Consider the following 15,437-nt stretch of genomic DNA (forward strand, 5'->3'; position numbering starts at 1 on the left):
AAAAGATCTTTAAGTAAATTATTCACAAAGAGGTTAAGAGGCGCTGCGCTTTTAGAGGAAGCAAGAAAAATTTATAGCAACGATAGCTTAGCTAATTGATGTTATACATCGCTTAGAATACGGTTTTAATTATTTTTTCTACCCCTTCTACCAATTCCAGCACATCAACTTGCGTAGGTTCCCTATCTTTTGGGTGGTCACATAGGTTTCTTAAATCACCAAGATGTTGAATAAACCTCCATTTAGGAGTATCAATAATCTCATTTTCTTTTAATAATTGATAAAAGTCCGAAATAGAGGGATGTTTTTTTCTAGATTTTAAACTATGGATTTTACAAACGTGGCCTAAGTGTTTTTCAAGAACGACCCCTGCAATTGCACCTGCACCTCGAATAAAGCCTTTTTTTGATAATTCCCTTGCGGCATCAAGTTCGCTATCAAATATATCAGACTGTAATACTTCCTGAATATCAAAGAGCTTACTTTCAAATCGTTTACTAACCGCGGAAAGAATTGTAGTCTGCACTTCCATTTTACTTAAAGCCGCAGATTGGTCGGCTATAACTTTTTGTTCATAACCCTGTGTTGTTCTAAGACCGAGAATATAATCAGAGATGCTATAAGTTAAAAAACTTATTTCTTTACGTTTTTCCTGTTTATATTGTTTAATAAAGTCATCAACTCGATCTGGTAACATTTGCTTAATAATGACTAAAGCCTCGGAATACCACGAGTCATAACACGAATTAAAATTAGGTAGTTTTACCCCATCGTCTTCAAGTTTTTTCTTAAAATCTTCAGGTAATCCTTGAACATTATCAATCATAGCTAAATATAAATGCTTGCCTTGCTGTATTAGTTCTTTTAGTTCTTCTTTCATTAAATCTATATTTGATTTCAATTGATCTCTCCCTTAGCTTATAGCTACGTACAATAAAGAATACAGATGAAAATATGCAGTGCTTCCACTAACAAAATTCTTGTTAATATGTAACAACTTTTATTAATACAAAAAACTTACCAGCACTATTACCCAATAACAATACATATTTATAAGTCGACATATATACATAGCAGCGCCTCGATGAACTCGGTAGTAAAAACTTCTTCACGCTTGACCCGTTATATTACATTAGCCCTCAAGCGCAAAAAAGCCGCTATATTTTGCAATACAGCGGCTTTTAAAATCATTATTCTAAATTAATAGATTATGACTTAGGTGCACGACCCGCACGTTTACGTTCGTTTTCTGTAAGGTAACGCTTACGAATACGAATGTTTAGTGGAGTTACTTCAACTAGCTCGTCATCATCGATGAACTCAAGCGCTTGCTCAAGTGAGTAGTTAAGGTGTGGAGAAAGCGTTTGCGCTTCATCAGTACCAGATGCACGTACGTTAGTTAACTGCTTGCCTTTAAGGGCGTTAACTGTAAGGTCGTTATCACGGTTATGAATACCGATAACCATACCTTCGTATACTTCAACACCGTGACCGATGAATAAACGGCCGCGTTCTTGTAAGTTGAATAATGCGTTAGTAAGTGCTTTACCCGTTGCGTTTGCAATCATTACGCCGTTCTTACGAACACCGATGTCGCCACCTTTGTGAGGACCGTAATGATCGAACGTATGGTACATAAGACCAGAACCCGAAGTAAGCGTCATGAAATCAGTTTGGAAACCAATTAAACCACGGCTAGGGATCATGAAATCTAAACGCATACGGCCTTTGCCATCTGGAGTCATGTTAGTAAGTTCACCTTTACGTAGGCCAACTTGTTCCATAACAGAACCTTGGTGCTCGTCTTGACAGTCAATAGTCACTGTTTCAAACGGTTCTTCTAGAACGCCATCTACAGTACGTAAGATAACTTCTGGACGAGAAACTGAAAGCTCGTAACCTTCACGACGCATGTTCTCGATTAAGATACCTAGGTGTAATTCACCACGACCAGAAACACGGAAGCTATCTGGGCTACCAGTATCTTCAACGCGAAGTGCTACGTTGTGTACTAATTCTTTGTCTAAACGTTCACGGATATTACGTGACGTTACAAACTTACCTTCTTTACCACAGAAAGGTGAGTTATTTACAGAGAATGTCATTGTTACAGTTGGCTCATCAACACTTAGTGGTGGTAATGCTTCAACGTTTCCTGGGAAACAAACTGTATCAGAAATCTTAAGCTCACCAATACCTGTTACAGTTACGATGTTACCAGCGTAAGCTCTATCAGTTTCGATACGTTCAAGACCTAGGTAGCTTTGTACTGCGCCAATTTTACCATTACGTGTAGTGCCATCAGCACTGATAATAGTAACTTGTTGGTTAGGAGCAACAGAACCACGTTTAATACGACCAATACCAACTACACCAACATAAGAGTTGTAATCTAGTTGAGAAATTTGCATTTGGAAGTCACCTTCAGGATCTGCATCCGGTGGTGATACTTCGTCAACGATCATCTTGAACATAGGTTCCATGTTGTCTGATGGCTCGTCTAAATCTAGTGTTGCCCAGCCGTTGATAGCTGAAGCGTAGATTACTTTAAAGTCTAACTGTTCGTCAGTTGCGCCAAGGTTGTCGAATAAATCAAAGATTTGATCCATAACCCAATCAGGACGTGAACCTGGCTTATCAATTTTATTGATAACTACGATTGGCTTTAAGCCTTGCGCGAATGCCTTTTGCGTAACGAAACGCGTTTGTGGCATTGGACCTTCTTGAGCATCAACAAGTAATAATACTGAGTCAGCCATCGAAAGTACGCGTTCAACTTCACCACCGAAATCGGCGTGTCCCGGAGTATCTACGATATTGATATGGTAGTCGTTCCAAGAGATGGCTGTGTTTTTAGCCAAAATGGTAATACCACGTTCTTTCTCAATGTCGTTTGAGTCCATCACGCGCTCTTCGTTACCGCCGCGTGTTTCTAATGTACCTGATTGCTCAAGTAGTTTGTCAACCAGAGTTGTTTTACCGTGGTCAACGTGCGCGATAATCGCTATATTTCTTAACTTTTCGATGCTCATATATTTACTCAGAGAAATTAAATTCTCAATGATCCTGCAAGATCTACGCACTCATCCACGCTTTCGCGAGATGTCCCAGCATAGGATTTAAAAGGGCGCATATTATCCCTCATTAATGACATGGATGAAAGTTTATCCAATACATATTTTAAAACTTTCTCAATACTTTTACTAAGTATCTGTTTTATATATGACAATTATATGAATTAAATTTCAATATTTTTTTGAAAAACAGTCTTTTTGACTATTTTTCCGATCTTTTTGTTACTCTTTTGCATTTAGGTTATGCTAATTTCAGCTGATTAAATTAACAACAAATTACGCTCTGTAAATTTTGCACTAAAATGGAATATTTACGCACCAATATGGTGCGTTTATATATTCCATTTTGATGCAATGATATTTTTTTAATTTATAAACAGCCAGTTACAATAATGGCACAAAATCAGCTTAGTAAATACCAAAGCAATTATGCAGCAATAACAAAACCCAATAGTTGGAGGACACATGTCACAATCGGTTTTAGATTTTATTAAAGAAAATGACGTCAAGTTCATTGATTTACGCTTTACTGACACTAAGGGTAAAGAGCAACATGTATCGATTCCTCATCACCAAGTTGATGAAGATTTTTTCGAAGACGGTAAAATGTTCGACGGTTCTTCAATTGCAGGCTGGAAAGGCATAAACGAATCAGACATGGTATTAATGCCAGTTCCTGAGTCAATCAAACTAGACCCTTTCACTGAAGAAGCGACATTAATTTTACGTTGTGACGTAGTAGAGCCTTCTACACTACAAGGCTATGAGCGCGACCCGCGTTCTGTTGCTAAGCGTGCTGAAGATTACATGCGTTCTACAGGCATTGCAGACACTGTTTTATTTGGCCCTGAGCCAGAATTTTTCGTATTTGACGATGTTAAATACAAATCAGATATGTCTGGTTCTATGTACAAAATTGATTCTAAGCAAGCTGCTTGGAACTCAGATAAAGAATATGCAGATGGCAACACTGGTCACCGTCCAGGTGTTAAAGGCGGTTACTTCCCAGTTGCTCCAGTTGATGACTTCCAAGATTGGCGTTCAGCTACGTGTCTAGTTCTAGAAGAAATGGGCCAAGTAGTAGAAGCACATCACCACGAAGTAGCAACAGCAGGTCAAAACGAAATCGCTACTCGCTTTAATACAATGGTATTAAAAGCTGATGAAATTCAAGAAATGAAATATGTTATCCATAACATGGCTCACTTATACGGTAAAACAGCAACGTTTATGCCTAAGCCAGTTGTTGGTGATAACGGTTCTGGTATGCATTGTCACCAGTCACTTGCTAAAGATGGTGTAAACCTTTTTGCTGGTGATAAGTACGGCGGTCTTTCTGAAGATGCACTTTACTACATTGGCGGCATCATCAAGCATGCTAAAGCAATTAACGCTTTTGCAAATGCGTCTACTAACTCGTACAAACGTTTAGTACCAGGTTTTGAAGCACCAGTTATGCTTGCATACTCTGCACGTAACCGTTCTGCATCAATCCGTATCCCAGTGGTTCCATCTGAAAAAGGTCGTCGTATTGAAGTACGCTTCCCGGATCCAACTGCTAACCCATACCTTGCTTTCTCAGCAATGCTTATGGCTGGCCTTGATGGTATCAAAAACAAGATCCACCCTGGCGATGCTATGGATAAAGATTTATACGACTTACCAGCTGAAGAAGCAGCAGAAATTCCAACTGTTGCAGCATCACTTGACGAAGCACTATCTGCACTTAGCGCAGACCGTGAATTCTTAACTCAAGGTGGTGTATTCACTGATGACTTAATCGATGCTTACATCGAACTTAAGTCTAAAGAAGTTGAAAAACTTAACATGACAACTCACCCAGTTGAGTTTGAAATGTACTACAGCTGTTAATTAAGCTGTAAAAAATATGTGTGTTCTCAAGCCCGCTTTGCGGGCTTTTTTAATGGTAAAATTAGTCAATCTCCACTAAAGTTAAGTTACCGATAAAAATGCAGGGCTGCAGAGTGAATAACAAGATTTTATTACTATTAATTACTTTAGGATTAAGTAATTATGGTTATGCCGGTGAAACAAAAATATACGCTTGGAAAGATAAAAATGGCGTATTAGTGTTCTCAGACACCCCCCATAAAGGGGCTCAAGAGGTAAAGCTCACCAGCCAAGATCTTAATATGCCTGCAACAAATACTGACATTTTTGACGAGCAACCTCAGCCTCAACAAGCGGCCTTTAGTATTGCTATTTCCTCACCTGATCATAACCAGACTATTCGTGAAAATACCGGCACTGTTTATGTAACTAGCCGAATAAAACCACGCTTTGAAACTGGTTTTACTATACAACTTTTTATTGATGGTAAAGCACACGGCCCAGCCAGTGACAGCTCAACCTTTGCAATTAGAGATGTAGAACGTGGTCAGCACACACTACAATTAAAGCTTTTTAATAGTAAAAACCAAGTTATTGCTACAAGCGAACCCTGCATATTTTTTATGCACCGAAAAGGGCTAAACCTAGGTAACTAAATTGGGGCATTACTAAACGTGCAGCAGTGTATTTAACCATATAACTTGCTTGCAAACATCCACGCACTAAAATGGTGCAGCTATGATTAATAATAAAAACTTTAGCCCTGAGCTACTCGATGCCATTTGGCAAAATCAAACAACCGCTATCATGTTACTTGATAAAAACTTCACCGTTGTATATGCCAATACTAGTACTAGCGAGCTGCTTGGCCTTGGTAATAAGCGCCTATTAGATCAACCGTTTGATAGCCTTTTTAACTACCATTCAATCGATTTACAGCGTATAGAACAATACTCATTAGTTGAAGGCGTAGATTGCCAGCAGCATAGAGCTGACGTGGTTTTTAGCGATTCTCGCCATGCAAAAGTAGCCGTAAGTACACGACAAATTAAGTTTAATGGCTCGCTTTATATTTTATTTGAGTGGCGCCAAACCGATGACGAAATTAAGCACGACCAAGCGTCTAATCAAATGCATCAATATCAAGCTGCCCGAAACCTAATTAGAGGCTTAGCTCACGAAATTAAAAATCCTTTAGGTGGAATTCGCGGAGCGGCGCAGTTATTGCAGTATGAGGTTGATCAACAAGAAAGAGATCAATGTGCTGAGCTCATCATTGAGCAAGCCGACCGATTACGCGAACTAGTAGATAGGCTTTTGGGGCCCAATCAACTTCCGCAAAAATCGTATGGCAATATACATCAATCACTTGAATCAGTTGCAAGGCTAAGTACGTTAGATAATTGTTCTAACATTAGCTTAGTTAAAGATTACGACCCAAGTATTCCTGATGTATACATTGATCAAGGCAAAATTCAGCAAGTGGTATTAAACATTGTTCGAAATGCCCAACAGGCGCTTGTAGATGGCGGTGAAATAACAATAAAAACCCGCATTAATCATCAGCATCGTCGCCCAGGTAAAGCACCTAAAAAAGCCTTGTTGATCCAAATATCTGATAACGGACCAGGTATTGATCCCAGTGTACGCGAAACACTGTTCTACCCTATGATCACCAATAAAGAAGGTGGCTCTGGGTTAGGACTCTCAATAGCGCAAACACTGATAGATCAACATGATGGCTATATAGAATGTGATAGCTGGCCTGGACATACTGAATTTAATATCTATCTGCCCTTTGCAGATTAATGTTTGGAGTTTGCATGAAAACAGTTTGGCTTGTAGATGATGATGCTTCTATTCGATTTGTACTTGAAAAAGCACTAACCCGTGCAGGGTTTAACACAGAGAGCTTTGCTAATGCGCAAGATGTACTAAGCGCACTAAAGTTTAGCCAACCTACTGTTTTAGTTTCTGACGTACGAATGCCTGGTATGGATGGTATGGCGTTGCTTGAACTTATTGCAGAGCAAAACCCTGGGCTGCCGGTTATTATAATGACTGCGCACTCAGATTTAGACTCAGCTGTAAATGCATTCCAAAAAGGTGCTTTTGAATACCTCGCTAAGCCGTTTGATTTAAATGAAGCAGTGACGCTAGTCGAAAGCGCATGCAGAGCAAACTCCACTAAAAAAACTAAACGCAAGCAAGCTCCACCAAAAAGTGCCCACATAATTGGTGAAGCGCCCGCAATGCAAGAAGTGTTTAGAGCGATAGGTAAACTATCGGCCTCTAGCATGAGCGTATTAATAAATGGTGAATCTGGAACAGGTAAAGAACTGGTTGCCAGTGCTTTGCACAATCATAGCCCACGTAAAGAAAACCAATTTATTGCACTTAACATGGCAGCCATTCCAAAAGAGCTTGTTGAGTCAGAGTTATTTGGCCACGAAAAAGGCGCATTTACGGGCGCCGACAGCGTGCGTAAAGGCCGTTTTGAGCAAGCCAATGGCGGCACACTATTTTTAGATGAAATTGGTGATATGCCACTTGATGTACAAACACGTTTATTACGCGTTCTTGCCGATGGTGAGTTTTATCGCGTTGGTGGCCATCAAAGTATAAAAGTAGATGTGCGTATTATTGCGGCTACGCACCAAAACCTTGAAGATTTAGTTAAACAGGGCAAGTTTAGGGATGATTTATTCCATCGTCTTAATGTTGTGCGCCTACGTTTACCTGCTCTTCGAGAGCGCACTGAAGATATAGAAAGCTTATCGCAACACTTTTTACATAAAAGCGCTAAAGAGCTACAAGTAGAAAGCAAAGTGCTGAGCCCTAAGGCAACTGAGCAATTACGCTTATTTAATTGGCCAGGCAATGTACGCCAATTAGAAAACACCTGTCGCTGGCTTACTGTAATGGCACCGGGTGAGCTTGTAAGCGAGCAAGACTTACCGCCGGAAATTCTGGATGCTTCGCCAACCCAGGAAGAAGGTGATTGGCTAGATGCGTTTCAGCAATGGCTTAATCAAGAACTTAAACAAGGCAAAGAAAATATTTGGCCTGACATTCAAGCCCAGCTAGAAACTCGCTTAATTAAAACCGCACTGGCTAATTGTTCTGGTCATAAGCAAGATGCTGCTATAAAAATTGGTTGGGGACGCAACACGTTGACCCGAAAATTAAAAGAGCGCAATATTAGCTGATTAAACGCTTTTAACACATTTGGTTATTGATGAAGCTAATCGAACATATTCCATTATTCAAACAAATGGAAATTATAAACAGGCTGCACTTTTTTAAAGAATTTACGCTCAGCGAGCGCCAAGTCTTATTAGAGTCGTTCGGCCTGTTGTATTTAGTAAGCCAGCATCAATTTTTATTTAAGCAATACGATAACGACAAACGTTTGTACATTGTACTTAGCGGCGCGTTATTAGTATTTAAACATAATCATTTGCTAGAACTAGGTACTATTGAGCCCGGTGAATTTATAGGTGAAGGCGCTTTTATAAATAACCGAGAACGCAGCACCAGTGCTCGCGCTAAAACCGACAGTATAGTCCTCGCTATTACCCCTGAAGCACTCACCCGTTTGCCTAATGTTATCCGCGAAAAAATTAAAGACCGAATTATAGAAGGTATGAGTCTGCGTATTGCAAAACTTAGCGAGCATATAGAAACTCACGGTTAGTTCAGTCCATATAAATAATTTGTAGTGAGCAATCAAGCCAGCTGGGGTTATTAACGTGAGCTGTAAATCTGTAAGTATCGGATGGTTTGGCGCCAAAGGGCGTATTTATAAGTGGTTGTGAGTGACTGTATGTTTGCGAATAATTTTTGTAATAAATGACAACGTAACCATATGAAAACTCCCAACCTAACCTTACAACAGCGCCACTGGGTAGGGTAAAGTCAGCATATTTATCTGTAAATGTGACGAGTAAATCATTGTACTTGTCTTCGCTGCATTGAGTTGTTCGTAACTTTTTAGGCATAACAAAGGTTGTACCCGCCACTGCATTTTTTAGATAAAAGCCTATATTGCCATCACCATAAAAATGATTTGAACGCGTTGTATAGTTAACTTGTGGCTCGTAACCTAGCCCCTGCATAATAGTAGCTAACTGCTCAGTCTCTTTTGGGTAAATTTTGTCACTTGATAAGAGTAATGTAGCCTCACCAAACTCTGATGGGATTGCCAGCGGTACATATTCATAAGGGAGCGATTGTGCTTTTAGCGCAGCATCGAGCTGATTGCTCTGTTCATCTTGCAAGTTTTCACTAAATACATACACGGTAGGTTGTTGGCACGCAGCTAATGGTAATGCCAACACACACATTAAAATTCCATTTTTCATAGTTACCCCTTTTGATTACGCTTGTAGTCTATTAAAGGTAACTATTTATAGCAATTTAATTTGTTTGGCTATCTAACCAAGCATCAACACTTTTGCGAGTATATAAAACTTCTTTAAATAAACGATGACGTTCAAACTCGAGTTTTGTTTTTCTCGTGGCATCACCACTAACTAAACGGCTATGGGTATCATTGAACTTTGAAATTACAGAAAAACCGCGCTCATCTTGATCAGCTTGCTTTTTTACAGAATTAGCAAGGTGCTCTCTAACATCGTCAGCAGTTAACATACCTGAATTGTCTAATCCCATTAGCTCTTTTTTCATTGCCAATCTTACGCCCATTTCCTACTCCATTTAATGAAAACTATTTAATCCGCCAAAGTTTTAGCAATTAGCAGGCCATACGTAAAATTAACTGCTTCAAAGGTTACTCTTCAATTGCTTCAGTTTTTTTAAAGACAGATAAAATACATAAAAAATTTCATAGCTATTTACGTATTACAATTAGCGAAAGTCACTTGCTTTGGTGCAAAAGTAGCTGCAAGCCTTTATACTACAGCTTGTGCGTTACCCCACCGAGAGCAAATATGAACGAAGAATACATAGAAATAGAATTAGAAGAAGAGCCGATTGAGCTCTGTAAATTATTAAAAGTACTAAACTTAGTTGAAGGTGGCGGCCAAGCTAAAAACCTAATTACCGAAGGCTATGTGGGTGTTAACCATGAAATTTGTACAATAAAGCGGAAAAAATTATACAGTGGCGATGTATTAGAATTTGATGGTGAATTTTTTAAACTTGCGCTAAGTGAAGATGCAACCCCTGCAGAAAAACCTGCGGTACAAACTCAAGCAGAGTCAAAGCAAGCTGCACCACAACCAACAAATCAGCCAGCTAAAAGTAAGCGTAAGCGAACTAAAAAACCAAAAGTAGATGATAAAACAGGTCGTCGTCCCATTTCATTTGGTTAAGCATTTAAAAGCCCTCTTTTTATATAAAAAGGTCAACTTGTATAGTTGGCCTTTTTACTCTTTAATAACCTAGGGCCTGTTGACCTTTCAGGATTAAAATTTGTTCAATCTAGGGGCAATTTAATCGCGGCGCGAGGTTTGTAACCTAGTGGGCTAAGTAAAAACCGAGCAACAAAGAGTAAATTGCCCCTAGGCAGAACCCTTCGGGCAGCGCATGTTTGGAATCTATGCTGCGTTATCGCCCATTTATGGGGAGTACCACACTACATAGGCTCTGCCTTGCCTAAATACCAAACATACTGCTGCAAATTTAACCTCGAAAGATAAACAGGCCCTGATTAATAATAAAAACAAGGTTATAAAATGTCTGTCAAAACACCTAAAAATTGGTTTAAGCCCGTTGTATGGGCGGCACTCGTATGGAACTTACTTGGCGTTATTGCATTTGCTATGCACATGATGATGACACCCGAAATGATAGGTAAACTTCCGCTAGATCAACAAGTTGCCTACTCTAACGTTCCTATTTGGTCAACCATTGCATTTGCTATAGCTGTATTTGGAAGCACTTTTGGTTGTCTGTTTTTACTTGCTAAAAACGCGCTGGCAACACCTACTTTTGCGCTATCGCTCGGCGCTATTTTAATTCAGCAATATTATAATTTTGTGGTCATAAACAGTATTGAGCTACTTGGTGCAAGTGCTGTATTTATGCCTATATTTGTAATCGTTATTGCCATAGCTTTACTTTGTTTGAGTATTAAGGGTAAGCAACAAGGTTGGTTACAGTAATTGATAAGGGTCGAAATAACTTTTGACCCTACCTCTTTCAAATCATCTCTTGAAATTAAACTTTTCAGCATCATCTCTACTATATTAACTGTATAAAATTCGTTCTCTAAACACGATTTTTTACACTGGTATGTACTTTGCAACTCGAACACTACAGAGGTCACTCTTCAAAATATTTTTCTAATTCATAAAGGGGCAAATAATGAATAATAGTTTCGATACCCAACATCAGCTCACAATAAATGGTGAGCAATATCATATTCATTCTCTAAAAGGACTTGGCGACAAAGCGAAACGACTGCCCTTTTCCTTAAAAGTATTACTTGAAAACCTTCTTCGTAACGAAGATGGCGCAAATATAAAAGAACAAGATATTCAAGCTCTCCTTAATTGGGATCCTCAAGCAAAGCCTGCATCTGAAGTTGCCTTTACACCTGCCCGTGTAGTTATGCAAGACTTTACCGGCGTACCTGCTATTGTAGATTTAGCCGCGATGCGTGACGCAATGGAAAAACTAGGTGGCGATCCTGCAAAAATAAACCCGTTATCACCTGCTGAACTTGTTATTGACCATTCGGTACAAGTAGATGGCTACGGAAATGATGGTGCATTTGATTTAAATGCAAAACTTGAATATGACCGAAATAAAGAACGTTATGAATTTTTACGCTGGGGACAAACCGCTTTTGATAATTTAAAAGTAGTGCCACCAGCAACCGGTATTGTTCACCAAGTAAACCTAGAATACTTAGCGCGCGTTGTTTTTAATGAAGAGCGCGACGGCAAAAAATTCGCTTACCCAGATACGCTTGTAGGGACTGACTCTCACACCACCATGATTAATGGCTTAGGTGTGCTTGGTTGGGGTGTAGGCGGTATTGAAGCCGAAGCAGCCATGCTTGGTCAGCCAATTAGCTTACTCATTCCACAAGTAGTCGGTATGAAGCTAAGCGGCCGCTTACCTGAAGGTACTACCGCTACAGATTTAGTGTTAACGGTAACCGAAATACTGCGTAACCATGGTGTAGTGGGTAAATTTGTAGAGTTTTATGGTGATGGCCTTGCCGACTTACCACTTGCTGATAGAGCAACCATAGCGAATATGGCACCAGAATACGGCGCTACGTGTGGTATTTTCCCAATTGATGATGAAACCATTAACTACCTTCGCTTAACAAACCGCGACGAAAGTCACCTAAAGGTAATTGAGGATTACGCAAAACACCAAGGTTTATGGCGTAACGATGGTGACGAAGCTAGCTATACCGATACACTCGAGCTTAAACTAGGTGATGTTGTACCAAGCCTTGCAGGCCCTAAACGACCACAGGATAGAATTTCCCTAGACAAGGCTGGTGAAGTGATTAGCCAGCATTTAAAAAACTTTCAAGATGAACGTATGGCTCGTCGTGATAATAGCGACGAAGAACAAGCTCGTATTGAAAGTGAAGGGCCAACAACAAATCCAGATGAACCAGTTAACGAAGCGCAGTTTATGGGCGCCGCCAAGGTTAAATTTAAAGGGCAAGAGTTTGAGTTAAACGATGGCGCTTGTGTTATTGCCGCAATTACCAGCTGTACTAATACTTCTAACCCAAGTGTTATTTTAGCTGCTGGTTTGGTTGCCAAAAAAGCAAAACAGTTAGGCATTAATGTAAAACCTTGGGTTAAAACATCACTTGCACCAGGCTCTAAAGTAGTTACCGACTACCTAGAAAAAGCAGGCCTGATGGATGACCTAGAAAGCCTAGGCTTTAACTTAGTTGGCTACGGCTGTACTACGTGTATTGGTAACTCAGGGCCGCTTGCAACTGAAATATCAGACGCAATTCAAAAACATAAATTAGTAGTGAGCTCTATTTTATCGGGTAACCGTAACTTTGAAGGGCGTATTCACCAAGATGTTAAAATGAACTTTTTAGCATCCCCTCCGCTTGTTGTTGCTTACGCCATTGCGGGCAGAACCGATATTGACGTATACAACGAACCCCTGGCTCAAGATGCTAACGGTAACGATATTTACCTTAAAAACATTTGGCCAAGCGTTAAAGAAGTAAGTGACCTAGTTAAAGAAACAGTAACTAAAGAAATGTTCGAAAAAAGCTACGCTAACGTTTACGAAGGCGATAGCCGTTGGCAGCAAATTAAAATACCAGATGGCAAACTTTACGATTGGGATGACGCATCTACCTACATTAAAAAAGCACCATTTTTTGATGGTATGAAAGTAGAACCACCAGGTATCCCCACTATCGAAGGCGCACGTTGTTTAGCTAAACTTGGGGATTCAGTAACCACTGACCATATTTCTCCAGCAGGTGCTATTAAAGCAGATGCACCAGCAGGTTTATACTTGCAAGAAAATGGCGTAGATAAAGCGCAGTTTAACTCGTACGGTTCACGCCGTGGTAATCACGAAGTAATGATGCGTGGTACGTTTGCTAATGTTCGTCTTAAAAACTTACTAGCACCAGGTACTGAAGGTGGCGTAACACGTACTCAGCCTGGCGATACGCTAGAGAGTATTTATGATGCAGCAATGGAGTATCAAAAAAATAATACTCCACTCATTATTTTAGCGGGTAAGGAATACGGTACGGGCTCATCTCGTGACTGGGCTGCTAAAGGCTCACTTTTATTAGGCGTTAAAGCCGTTGTAGCACAAAGCTATGAACGTATTCATCGCTCTAACTTAATTGGTATGGGTGTATTACCTCTGCAATTTAAAGAAGGTGAAAGCTACGAGTCACATGGGTTAACAGGGCAAGAACAATTTGATATTGATGGCCTGTACGATAAAACCGATGAAGTAACCGTTATTGCTACAAATGCCGAAGGTAAAAAAGTAACCTTGAGTGCTGATGTACGTATTGATACCCCTAAAGAGTGGGATTACTACAAACACGGCGGTATTTTACAATATGTACTGCGTAATATGCTCGACTAACAAAGACAGTAGTTAATACATTTAAAAGCCCAGTTTAGTAATAAGCTGGGCTTTTTTATGTATGCTGTTTGTTGTCTTAAATCAATGCTAAGCATTTAAAGCGTGCCTACACTAGGGCCTGTTGACCTTTCAGGATTAAAATTTGTTCAACCTAGGGGCTATTTAATCGCGGCGTGAGGTTTGTAACCTAGTGGGCTAAGTAAAAACCGAGCAACAAAGAGTAAATAGCCCCTAGGCAGAACCCTTCGGGCAGCGCATGTTTGGCATTTATTCCACGTTATCGCCTATTCATGGGGAATAACCACACTACATAGGCTCTGCCTTGCCTAAATACCAAACACACTGCTGCAAATTTAACCTCGATAGATAAACAGGCCCTAGGGCGACTATTAGTGAGGTAACTATGTCGCAAACGATGATAATTAGGCTGCTTAAAACATCAATAGTGCTTGGGTTGTGCCTCATTGTGACTGGCCACACTTTAATTGTGTCGAGTTACTTCACTGTTAATCATGGTATTAAAGGAATAATTATAGCCGCGGCATGCATTGCTGTAGGTGTACTGCTGTCGCTTCCCACTAAAATATATTTAACCGTATTATTGATGGAAGCCGAAAAACGTTATTTAAAAAACCATAAAAGCACTCACTCTAAATAATTAAAGTGCACTTAAATTATTAATTTCTTTATTACGTTTTTCTAGTTTGTCTTTTACATTTTCGGCATCATTAAATAACTTTTTAACAGAGTCTGGGTTCAAAATACTGATCCCCTCTGGTGCAGCCGACATTGTATTTGTACTTGGAGAGGTATTTAAAATAGACGTGTCTTCTGCAGCAATAACAGTAATATCTTTAGGATCGAGTTTTACTTCAATACTTTTTGCATGCGGGCTAGGTGTATCAGAAAAGTGCCATTGGCCTGTTTCATCTTGCCACTTAAAAATTTTGCTGCTTGAGGTAGTACTTTCAGGCATTGGTTCATCAGAAATACTGCTCGCAATTTTATCGCCAGCTTGCTTAACGCCCTGCACTGCTTGGTCCAAAGTATTGCTAGATAGCGCAACCATTTTTTCTTTAATTTGCTGAGATTCACTGCTAATTGATGATGCAGAAAGCCATGTTTGACCATCGGGCTTTTTTAAATAAAACAAAGAGATGACTGCAATAGCCATGATTGATATAGCTAAGTAGGTAAAGTATTTCATAGCGTTCCTGCTTTAATTAATCCTTTATTGCCTTGAGTCTAATAAAAAATACTTAATTAGGCAATTTTTTGTACCCTAATAAAAGAAAATAAAAACGCAGCCGAAGCTGTAATGCCGATCATTTAAGAATTAGTTAATAGAACTTGAACGATCTTCTAGGTATGTAAGAATCCGAATTCTTTTGTAGAATTCGGATTTTTTTATGCAACTTTCTAATGCTCTCGATATTA

Annotated in this window: 14 protein-coding genes; 9 read left to right on the top strand and 5 right to left on the bottom strand. The window is 39.6% G+C overall.

The features are described 5' to 3' along the window. Positions 1-112: 112 nt before the first annotated feature. Positions 113-901: a hypothetical protein gene (locus I6E70_RS16645; protein ID WP_197189228.1), complete on the bottom strand. Its 789-nt coding sequence runs from the start codon at positions 899-901 to the stop codon at positions 113-115. 307 nt (positions 902-1,208) lie between these two features. Then, positions 1,209-3,032 (bottom strand): translational GTPase TypA, encoded by a 1,824-nt coding sequence (gene typA / locus I6E70_RS16650; RefSeq protein WP_197189229.1) that lies wholly within the window; start codon positions 3,030-3,032, stop codon positions 1,209-1,211. Positions 3,033-3,539: 507 nt separating this feature from the next. Between typA and glnA the strand changes: the two genes are divergently transcribed. The 5 genes from glnA to I6E70_RS16675 all read left to right on the top strand — a co-directional run bounded on the left by glnA (position 3,540) and on the right by I6E70_RS16675 (position 8,622). Beyond that, the gene (glnA, locus tag I6E70_RS16655) at positions 3,540-4,946 is read left to right on the top strand and encodes a glutamate--ammonia ligase (protein WP_010554792.1); all 1,407 of its coding nucleotides are present in this window, start codon (positions 3,540-3,542) and stop codon (positions 4,944-4,946) included. 113 nt (positions 4,947-5,059) lie between these two features. After that, a complete protein-coding gene (locus tag I6E70_RS16660; protein ID WP_024589531.1) occupies positions 5,060-5,581 on the top strand; it encodes a DUF4124 domain-containing protein in 522 nt (173 codons plus the stop codon). Between the two features lie 82 nt (positions 5,582-5,663). Continuing rightward, the gene (gene glnL, locus I6E70_RS16665; protein ID WP_010554790.1) at positions 5,664-6,734 is read left to right on the top strand and encodes a nitrogen regulation protein NR(II); all 1,071 of its coding nucleotides are present in this window, start codon (positions 5,664-5,666) and stop codon (positions 6,732-6,734) included. Positions 6,735-6,748: 14 nt separating this feature from the next. Further along, positions 6,749-8,134: a nitrogen regulation protein NR(I) gene (gene ntrC / locus I6E70_RS16670; protein WP_197189230.1), complete on the top strand. Its 1,386-nt coding sequence runs from the start codon at positions 6,749-6,751 to the stop codon at positions 8,132-8,134. 29 nt (positions 8,135-8,163) lie between these two features. Further along, positions 8,164-8,622, top strand: coding sequence for a cyclic nucleotide-binding domain-containing protein (locus tag I6E70_RS16675; protein ID WP_010554789.1), 459 nt, complete (start codon positions 8,164-8,166; stop codon positions 8,620-8,622). Between the two features lies 1 nt (position 8,623). Here the strand turns inward: I6E70_RS16675 and I6E70_RS16680 are convergent, their stop codons facing one another. Both I6E70_RS16680 and I6E70_RS16685 read right to left on the bottom strand, forming a co-directional pair. Continuing rightward, positions 8,624-9,289: a hypothetical protein gene (locus I6E70_RS16680; RefSeq protein ID WP_169044573.1), complete on the bottom strand. Its 666-nt coding sequence runs from the start codon at positions 9,287-9,289 to the stop codon at positions 8,624-8,626. Positions 9,290-9,344: 55 nt separating this feature from the next. Continuing rightward, positions 9,345-9,632 carry a hypothetical protein gene (locus I6E70_RS16685; protein ID WP_007582180.1) on the bottom strand — a complete coding sequence of 96 codons (288 nt, stop codon included), beginning with the start codon at positions 9,630-9,632 and terminating at the stop codon, positions 9,345-9,347. Between the two features lie 245 nt (positions 9,633-9,877). Here I6E70_RS16685 and I6E70_RS16690 point away from each other — a divergent pair, with 245 nt between their 5' ends. From I6E70_RS16690 to I6E70_RS16705, 4 genes are all read left to right on the top strand, one after another. Beyond that, positions 9,878-10,261: an RNA-binding S4 domain-containing protein gene (locus I6E70_RS16690; RefSeq protein WP_010554787.1), complete on the top strand. Its 384-nt coding sequence runs from the start codon at positions 9,878-9,880 to the stop codon at positions 10,259-10,261. Between the two features lie 363 nt (positions 10,262-10,624). Next, entirely contained in the window at positions 10,625-11,053 is a 429-nt protein-coding gene (locus tag I6E70_RS16695) for a hypothetical protein (RefSeq protein ID WP_197189231.1), read from the top strand. A 202-nt stretch (positions 11,054-11,255) separates the two neighbouring features. After that, a complete protein-coding gene (gene acnA, locus I6E70_RS16700; protein WP_010554785.1) occupies positions 11,256-14,000 on the top strand; it encodes an aconitate hydratase AcnA in 2,745 nt (914 codons plus the stop codon). Positions 14,001-14,403: 403 nt separating this feature from the next. Beyond that, complete coding sequence (locus I6E70_RS16705; RefSeq protein ID WP_007582187.1) at positions 14,404-14,658, top strand: hypothetical protein; 255 nt, start codon at positions 14,404-14,406, stop codon at positions 14,656-14,658. Here I6E70_RS16705 and I6E70_RS16710 read toward each other — a convergent pair whose 3' ends face one another. Beyond that, positions 14,659-15,207: a DUF4124 domain-containing protein gene (locus I6E70_RS16710; protein ID WP_197189232.1), complete on the bottom strand. Its 549-nt coding sequence runs from the start codon at positions 15,205-15,207 to the stop codon at positions 14,659-14,661. It abuts the gene before it with no gap. Positions 15,208-15,437 lie beyond the last annotated feature (230 nt).

It is taken from the genome of Pseudoalteromonas sp. NGC95, assembly GCF_015864705.1.
In the GTDB taxonomy this organism is placed as follows: domain Bacteria; phylum Pseudomonadota; class Gammaproteobacteria; order Enterobacterales; family Alteromonadaceae; genus Pseudoalteromonas; species Pseudoalteromonas arctica.

Coding starts and splice junctions, on each gene's coding strand:
- I6E70_RS16705 (WP_007582187.1), top strand. CDS start 14,404: ATGTCGCAAACGATGATAATTAGGCTGCTTAAAACATCAATAGTGCTT.
- acnA (WP_010554785.1), top strand. CDS start 11,256: ATGAATAATAGTTTCGATACCCAACATCAGCTCACAATAAATGGTGAG.
- typA (WP_197189229.1), bottom strand. CDS start 3,032: ATGAGCATCGAAAAGTTAAGAAATATAGCGATTATCGCGCACGTTGAC.
- I6E70_RS16680 (WP_169044573.1), bottom strand. CDS start 9,289: ATGAAAAATGGAATTTTAATGTGTGTGTTGGCATTACCATTAGCTGCG.
- ntrC (WP_197189230.1), top strand. CDS start 6,749: ATGAAAACAGTTTGGCTTGTAGATGATGATGCTTCTATTCGATTTGTA.
- I6E70_RS16675 (WP_010554789.1), top strand. CDS start 8,164: ATGAAGCTAATCGAACATATTCCATTATTCAAACAAATGGAAATTATA.
- glnL (WP_010554790.1), top strand. CDS start 5,664: ATGATTAATAATAAAAACTTTAGCCCTGAGCTACTCGATGCCATTTGG.
- glnA (WP_010554792.1), top strand. CDS start 3,540: ATGTCACAATCGGTTTTAGATTTTATTAAAGAAAATGACGTCAAGTTC.
- I6E70_RS16685 (WP_007582180.1), bottom strand. CDS start 9,632: ATGGGCGTAAGATTGGCAATGAAAAAAGAGCTAATGGGATTAGACAAT.
- I6E70_RS16690 (WP_010554787.1), top strand. CDS start 9,878: ATGAACGAAGAATACATAGAAATAGAATTAGAAGAAGAGCCGATTGAG.
- I6E70_RS16695 (WP_197189231.1), top strand. CDS start 10,625: ATGTCTGTCAAAACACCTAAAAATTGGTTTAAGCCCGTTGTATGGGCG.
- I6E70_RS16710 (WP_197189232.1), bottom strand. CDS start 15,207: ATGAAATACTTTACCTACTTAGCTATATCAATCATGGCTATTGCAGTC.